The organism is Pontibacterium sp., assembly GCF_041587635.1.
Lineage (GTDB): Bacteria > Pseudomonadota > Gammaproteobacteria > Pseudomonadales > Balneatricaceae > Pontibacterium.
The window spans coordinates 1-6,424 of the sequence record NZ_JBFGYC010000201.1 but is presented as its reverse complement, the minus strand read 5'-3'; the positions used below and the strand labels follow the sequence as shown (position 1 = coordinate 6,424).

Genomic DNA, 6,424 nt, shown 5'->3' with positions numbered 1-6,424 from the left:
GCCATCTGAGTGATAAAATCGGTCGTAAGAAAACCTTGAGTGTCCTGATTCTGGGTCTGGCCATTGGCTACTGCGTCCTGAGCCAGATTGATGGCGGTTGGTGGATTCCAGTGGCAGTGATCGCCACCATGTGCTGCTCATTCTTCGTACAGGCCGGTGAAGGCGCAGTCTTCGCAGTCGTACCTCTGATCCAGCGCCGCATGACAGGTCAGATCGCCGGTATGGCAGGCGCATACGGTAACGTGGGTGCAGTGTGTTACCTGACTGTATTGAGCTTTGTAGATTACTCGACTTTCTTCCTGGTTATCGCAGCGTCTGCAGCCGTCGTCTTCGTGATGGTTCAGTTTATGGATGAGCCAAGCGGTCAGATGGCCGAGGTACTGCCAGATGGCACAGTACAGCTTATCGATGTGGAGTAACAACCACATCTGAACGCTAAGGTGGGGTCAGTCTCTGACTCCGCCTTTTTCCGTTTCTAGGGTGTGGCAGAAAACAGGATGATGATTTATGTACCTAAGCAATGAGATTGAGCTGGAAACCGGCCAATGCAGCGAAAAGGGCCGCAAAGAACGCAACGAAGATTGCCTGGGTACGTATCAGCCGGAGGGCAACCTGCTCACAACTAAAGGGGCTGTTGCAATCATTGCTGACGGTGTCAGTACAGCAGAAGCCGGTGCAGAAGCGGCCCAATACTGTGTACAGGAGTTTCTGAGTGACTACTTCGACACACCGGATATCTGGACGGTCAGCAAGTCGGCTCAGAAAGTTCTGACCTCTATCAATCGCCTGCTCTACGCCCGCAGTCACGAATACCTCTCCACCACCCGTGGACATGTCTGTACCTTATCGGTACTGGTTATTAAATCCCGCAAAGCACACTTGTTCCATATCGGTGATAGCCGTATCTATCTGGTGCGTAATCAAAGTCTGGAGTTGCTCACTGAAGACCATATTACCCGTCTGAGCGAAAGCAACAGCTGCCTGTCTCGCGCCATGGGGATGGATACACATCTGGAAATTGACTATCGCGTTATCGATATCGAAGAAGGAGACCTGTTTCTGCTCAGTACTGACGGTATCCATGACTCTCTGGAACCTTCACAGCTCAAACAACTCGCGCTATCGGATAACAGCCTACAGACCTGTAGCGAGAACCTCGTTCAGGCTGCCTATGATGCAGGCAGCACTGATAACCTGAGTTGTCAGCTGGTACGTATCGAAAAGATCTCAGATGATACGCTCAACGAGATTACAGATCGCCTGACCGATCTGCCCTTCCCGCCCGAATTGGAAAAGGGCATGAAGATCGATAACTACTTTGTCGAATCAGAACTCTATGCCAGTAACCGCAGTCAGCTATACAAAGTGCGTGATCTGGAAACAGAACAGTTATGGGTGATGAAAACCCCCTCTCATAACTACGAGGATGATGCCGCCTATATCGAACGTTTTGTCATGGAAGAATGGGTGGGCAGCCGCATCAACAGCCCTAACGTGGTGAACGTACATATTCCCAACCGTGCCAAAAACTTTCTCTACTACCTGATGGAACCGATCGAGGGGGTCCCGCTGGATGAGTGGATCGAAGCAAACCCGTCCCCAAAACCGGCAGTCGCAATTCAGATCGTTAAACAGATTGCTCAAGGCCTGAAAGCCTTCCATAAACGTGAAACTCTGCATCAGGACCTGAAACCCAGCAATGTGATGATCCGCCCCGATAACAGCGCGGTCATTGTGGATTTTGGTTCGGTATTTGTTGCCGGTATTAACGAGATCTTTGTACCGATTGAGCGTGATCGTATTCTCGGCACCATGAACTATTCCGATCCGGTATTCCGTCTGGGACAAAATACCGGCATCAAAGGGGATATGTTCTCTCTGGCGGCGATGACCTACGAGATTTTCACCCACCATCTTCCGTTTGGTGATGGACTGGAAAACTGTGAAAAGCCACAACAATTGCAGAAACTCAAATACATTCCCGCGGACCGACATAACCCGATCATCCCGATCTGGTTCGATCGCGCCCTGGAAAAAGCGATGACCATTGAACCTCAAAACCGCTACGACACGATCGATCAGTTTATGCATGACCTGACAGAACCCAACCCAGATTTTCTGGTCTCCCGGGAAGTGGCGCAGAAATCACCCAATGCCCTGATCTTCTGGCAATTAATGTCGTTGGTATGGTTTATGATCGCCCTGTTTACGCTGATTGCATTCTGGTTAAAGTAACCCGTTAAACCTGTTTATTCGCGCCATTCGAAACGGGGAAACAATCTGTGCAGCTCCGCTTTCAGCTGCACTTTTTCTGCACTGGGGATACTTACTGCTTCGCGCAGTGCAGGATCGTAGCACGGACCGCCGTGATTGATCTGTAAGGCATATTGCGTGACCCCGCGCGCTGCCAGATGCTCTGCCAGCCGGATCAAATCTTCCGGTTGCAGTAACCGCCAGTCCACGGTAGTACGACACTCAAATGCTGTTCCCGCCGCCAGCAGTAACTCCAGACTGCGCGCATTCTGAATATGTTGATTCGGCTTACCTGTGACTGCCTGATACAGATTTTCCGGTGCTTTTACATCCAGCCCGATCCAATCCACCAGCCCCAGCAGCTGAGCCAGTGAGCTGGCACTCACACCCGAGGTGTGTAATCCCACCTTATAGCCCAGCTCGATGACACTGAGGACTCCCGTTCGAAGTCCCGGCTGCAGAGTAGGTTCACCCCCACTAAAAACCACCGCTTCCAGTAGTCCCTTACGCTGCGTTAAAAAACTGGTCACCTTGGACCAGCTCAGGTTCCCCTGCCCCTCAACAAATGGGATCAGGTGAGGATTCTGACAATATCCGCAACGCAGCGGGCACCCTTGTGTATACAGCACACAGGCCAGATGATCCGGGTAATCAATCGTGGTCAGTGGCGTTAGACCACTGATCTGCAATGCGGCTGTCATTTAGAACTCCTCACAATACCTGACGAATAGGTCTCACTTTATGCTTGCGGCTCAACAAAGTGGCGACGTTCACGGTGTTCCGCTTGCTTACCTACGTTAAATTGCGCCACCGGACGGTGATAGCCCATCACGCGGGTCCATACTTCGCAGCGCTGACGCTCTTCTGGTTTTAGCTGGGTCACGGCGTTCATAGCTTGAGTATTCATGTTGATATCCTTAATCATTGTAGTCGGTCGATTTAATGGGTCGCGTGTTCTTGTTTTAGCTTCTCTTGCATGCGCTGCTCATCGCAACGCGGACAAAACTCATGCTCTCCGGCCAGATAGCCATGCACCGGACAGATCGAGAATGTAGGCGTGATGGTGATATAGGGCAGCGCAAAACGAGTCAGCGCCGTTTTCACCATCTGTTTGCAGGCACGCACACTGGAGATACGTTCACGCATGTAAAGATGTAACACCGTACCGCCCGTATAACGGGTTTGCAGTTCATCCTGCATCTCCAACGCCGTAAACGGATCATCGGTATAACCGACGGGCAGCTGGCTGGAGTTGGTGTAATAGGGTTGTTCATAGGTACCGGCCTGCAAAATATCCGGGTAACGCTTCTGATCCTCTCGGGCAAAGCGATAGGTCGTACCTTCAGCCGGTGTCGCCTCAAGATTGTAGAGATGGCCGGTTTGTTGCTGAAAATCGGTCAGGCGCTGATTGATATGGTTTAGCAAACGGATCGCTTCTGTCATCCCCTCCTCGCCGGAGATATCAAACTGATCATCGCTAAAGTTGCGCAGCATCTCGTTGATGCCGTTAACCCCAATGGTGGAGAAGTGATTGCGCAAAGTCCCAAGATAGCGCTGGCTGTAAGGGAATAAGCCTTCATCCATCAGGTGCTGAATGCGTTGACGTTTCAGCTCCAGCGAGTCTTTTGCCAATAGCAGCAGATGATCCAGTTCTGCATAAAGCGCATCCCAATCTCCTTTACAACGATAACCGAGACGCGCGCAGTTAACGGTCACTACACCGATAGAACCTGTCTGCTCAGCAGAGCCAAAGAGACCATTGCCACGTTTCAGTAACTCACGCAGATCCAGTTGCAGACGACAACACATGGAGCGCACCATGTTCGGTTCCAGGTCCGAGCGAATAAAGTTTTGAAAATACGGCAAGCCGTACTTCGCGGTCAGACTGAACAAACGCTCAGAGTTTTCGCTCTCCCAGTCAAACTCTTTGGTGATGTTGTAGGTGGGAATCGGGAAGGTAAACACCCGCCCTTTGGCATCACCCTGTTCCATCACTTCCAGATAAGCGCGGTTGATCATATCCATCTCAACCTGCAGATCACCGTAGCTAAACGGCATCTCCTCACCTGCAATCACCGGAATCTGTTCTTGCAGATCATCCGGGCAATGCCAGTCAAACGTCAGGTTGGTAAACGGTGTTTGTGTCCCCCAGCGAGAAGGCACATTGAGGTTATAGATCAACTCCTGCATGCATTGCAGCACCGCTGGATAATCCATCTGATCTTTACGTACAAACGGCGCCAGATAGGTATCAAATGAACTGAAGGCCTGCGCCCCAGCCCATTCATTCTGCAAGGTACCGAGGAAATTGACGATCTGCCCAATTGCGCTGCTCATATGTTTCGGTGCACCGCTTTCCAAACGACCAGGAATGCCGTTCAGGCCTTCGTGCAACAACGTCCGCAGAGACCACCCGGCACAGTAACCCGACAGCATATCCAGATCATGAATATGCAGATCACCTTGCCTATGTGCCAAACCAATCTGAGGGGTGTAGACCTCGTTCAGCCAGTAGTTGGCAATCACCTTGCCCGATACGTTCAGAATCAATCCTCCAAGCGAATATCCCTGATTGGCGTTGGCATTCACCCGCCAGTCACTTCGCTCCAGATACTCATCCACCGTACTTCTTACCGCCACTGACTGATGATTATCCATCACACCCTCAACACTATATATGGTTAGTTAATTACAGATTAGCACAATATGTAGTGCATTTTGCAGAACGCAGGCACAAGTCAGCCTTGATTGATATCAAGGGGATAAAATTAATTTTCGCTTATCATAACGGCCACTAAACAGGAGTAATCTGATGTCACTTCTCACCGCCCGCTTGCCCTTTCCCCGCCCTGATACCTCTACGTTGGTGAGCCGGGTGATCAGTAAAACCGAATCGCTTCTGCCATTTACGCTGAAAAAAAACCTGCTCGAAAAAGCGCTTAATCAAGCATTTGAGCAACCATTGGAAGACGATGAGTTCTATTTCCTGGAGGGGAAACAACTAGGCCTTGAGGTCACTGATCTGGCGATACGTGTGGTGATCAGTTGTGAAGATGAACAATTGATTGTGTGTGCCAGCGACACCGCCGATGCATGGATAAAAGGGGAAGCCCGTGATTTCCTGATCCTGGCTAACCGCGAACAAGACCCGGATACACTCTTCTTCCAACGCCGTTTATTGATTGAGGGAAATACCGAGCTGGGACTGGCGGTGAAGAATCTACTGGATAGTGTGGATTGGGATGAGATGCCCAGCGCCATGCGTAAAGGGATTGAACTTGCGAGCCGATTACCGCTTTAGCGGTTCATCAATACACGAGCAATAACCCACAGCCTGTAAGGTGCGTTAGTGCAGCGTAACGCACCTTACATTGGGGTGACGGTGCAATACGCTTTTCTAGAGCTGAAACATATTTATTCAAACGATGCCTGCTTGCCCAAAGCGGACATTAGCTACCAATAGGAGGGGCGGTTTTTTCCTGCTGGAATTATCCGTACGCTTTAACCCGATGCATGATTATAAGCGTGGATAAAAGCAGAGTAAGTTTTTAAACCACTGTTGAATCAAATAGTTGGCAGGTCAACATGCCTACGCGTCTATCCAAAAGCGTAGGGATTGCCGCATAGCAAAGTATTGGAGTCAGGTATCAGCAGTGATGAGTGTGTTGCAACGATCCATTGAATCCACAACCCAAAGCGGACATTCCATAATCAACAAGTTACTATTCTTGCCTTGACCGATAATTTAACTGGACTCTTCAAACAATGAAAATTGTTACATGGAATTGTAACGGTGCACTCCGAAACAAAACAGATGAGATTGACTCACTCAACGCCGACATCGTCATTGTTCAAGAATGTGAAAATCCTGCTGAATCTACGGCTGCTTATAGAGATTGGGCTGGAGAGTACTTGTGGATCGGAAAGTCCAAAAATAAAGGGATCGGCATATTCGCAAAAAACGGTAATTCACTTGCCAAAGCTGAATGGTGTGGTGAATTCCGTATTGAAGGGCTTGCCAGTACCCATTCCTCTCTGAGTTGGAAAACAACGGATTTAGAGCTTTTCCTGCCATGCCGAATAAATGATGAGTTTAATCTCTTGGCTGTTTGGACTAAAGCTGCAAACTCTAAAAGCTTTGGCTATATGGGCCAGTTTTGGAAATACCTTC

5 protein-coding genes and 2 pseudogenes are annotated in these 6,424 nt (G+C 49.7%); 4 read left to right on the top strand and 3 right to left on the bottom strand.

What is annotated here, in order from left to right; translation table 11 throughout:
- Both ABYW01_RS11175 and ABYW01_RS11170 read left to right on the top strand, forming a co-directional pair.
- A pseudogene (locus ABYW01_RS11175) lies at nt 1-419 on the top strand (MFS transporter); the annotation flags it as partial.
- An 88-nt stretch (nt 420-507) separates the two neighbouring features.
- Complete coding sequence (locus ABYW01_RS11170; protein WP_372832733.1) at nt 508-2,235, top strand: protein phosphatase 2C domain-containing protein; 1,728 nt, start codon at nt 508-510, stop codon at nt 2,233-2,235.
- A 14-nt stretch (nt 2,236-2,249) separates the two neighbouring features.
- On the opposite strand, the gene ABYW01_RS11165 is transcribed toward ABYW01_RS11170, so the two are convergent.
- From ABYW01_RS11165 to ABYW01_RS11155, 3 genes are read right to left on the bottom strand one after another with little or no spacing between them, the layout of a single operon-like run.
- The gene (locus ABYW01_RS11165) at nt 2,250-2,954 is read right to left on the bottom strand and encodes an anaerobic ribonucleoside-triphosphate reductase activating protein (RefSeq protein WP_372832731.1); all 705 of its coding nucleotides are present in this window, start codon (nt 2,952-2,954) and stop codon (nt 2,250-2,252) included.
- Nucleotides 2,955-2,992: 38 nt separating this feature from the next.
- On the bottom strand, nt 2,993-3,160 hold the full coding sequence (gene nrdD, locus ABYW01_RS11160) for an anaerobic ribonucleoside-triphosphate reductase (RefSeq protein ID WP_228051019.1): 168 nt from the start codon (nt 3,158-3,160) through the stop codon (nt 2,993-2,995).
- A 32-nt stretch (nt 3,161-3,192) separates the two neighbouring features.
- Nucleotides 3,193-4,911: a ribonucleoside triphosphate reductase gene (locus ABYW01_RS11155; protein WP_193955017.1), complete on the bottom strand. Its 1,719-nt coding sequence runs from the start codon at nt 4,909-4,911 to the stop codon at nt 3,193-3,195.
- A 154-nt stretch (nt 4,912-5,065) separates the two neighbouring features.
- On the opposite strand from ABYW01_RS11155, the gene ABYW01_RS11150 reads away from it, so the two are divergent.
- A complete protein-coding gene (locus tag ABYW01_RS11150; protein ID WP_372832730.1) occupies nt 5,066-5,554 on the top strand; it encodes an SCP2 domain-containing protein in 489 nt (162 codons plus the stop codon).
- A gap of 464 nt (nt 5,555-6,018) precedes the next feature.
- Nucleotides 6,019-6,424: pseudogene (locus ABYW01_RS11145) on the top strand (endonuclease/exonuclease/phosphatase family protein); the annotation flags it as partial.